Origin of the sequence: Pseudonocardia sp. N23, from assembly GCF_002583555.1 — a bacterium.
GTDB lineage: Bacteria > Actinomycetota > Actinomycetes > Mycobacteriales > Pseudonocardiaceae > Pseudonocardia.
The window spans coordinates 58,496-59,465 of record NZ_BEGX01000121.1 but is presented as its reverse complement, the minus strand read 5'-3'; the positions used below and the strand labels follow the sequence as shown (position 1 = coordinate 59,465).

The 970-nt window shown below is 73.5% G+C and carries 1 pseudogene; it reads right to left on the bottom strand.

Annotated features, from left to right (window positions below):
- Nucleotides 1–970, bottom strand: a pseudogene (locus tag TOK_RS33610) (chromosome partitioning protein ParB); the annotation flags it as partial.

Genomic DNA, 970 nt, shown 5'->3' with positions numbered 1-970 from the left:
TAGTTCCTCGACGTGGGTCGGGGTGTAGCCCCAGTTCTTCAGCGCGCTCATGTACGCCGCTGCGCGGGTGTCGGGCCTGGCGTTGCCTTCTCGCCAGCTGTGGCGGTGCAGGCTGTCCTCCTCGGCGGCCAGCGCGACCGCGAGCATGACCTGGGTGGCCTTGCCGGCCTTCGCCCCGGCGAGCAGCCCGAGCAGCGGGTTGGGCTTGCCGGCGTGCCAGCGGTCGGGGACCTCGACCCCGAGCAGTGAGCAGGCGAGCTGGTTGCCGCCCTCGAACGCCTTGCGCAGCTCGTGCCCGCCGGAGGCCATCGCCTCGGCGACGAACAGGGCAGCGTTGTTCGGTGCGGACTTGCGCGCGAGCAGCGAGCGCAGGAACTCCCGCCGCACCACGACGGCGGCGTCCCATGCCTTGTTGCCCTCGATCACCCGCCGGCGCTCGACGCGGGCGGCGTCCTTCGCCGCGGCCACCTCCTCCTCCGTGGCCGCCACGGCCGCCGTGTCAGGGCTGGCGTGGCGTTCGTAGTACGGGGCGTGGCCGTGGGTGTCGGGGTCCAGGCAGTAGGCGATCGTCTCCACCGTCGGCGGCTCCGTGTTGCGCCAGGTCCGGCGGACCTCCATCACGACCGCGTGACCCGGGCAGTCCTGGTGGTCCTCGACGGTCAGCCGGGTGTAGAAGGGGTCCTCGACCCGCGGGCGCAGCTCGGTCAACGCCCGCGCGCCCGGGTACTGGCCTGCGTCCGCATCGCCAGTGGCCTGATCGCCGTCGGGGTCGGTCTGGAGCAGGGCGATGCCCTGCTCGCGGGCGTGGGCGTAGGCGTCGGAGAGCAGCCGGCGGTCCTCGCGGTCGTTGCGGGCGCGCTGCGCGGCGTGGGCGAACCGCTCTGGCTCGCGCGCCGCGCACACCGTGAGCGTCTTGACCGCTTCGATGCCCTCGGCGGTGCCGTCGTCGAACTCGGCGATCACCGCGGCC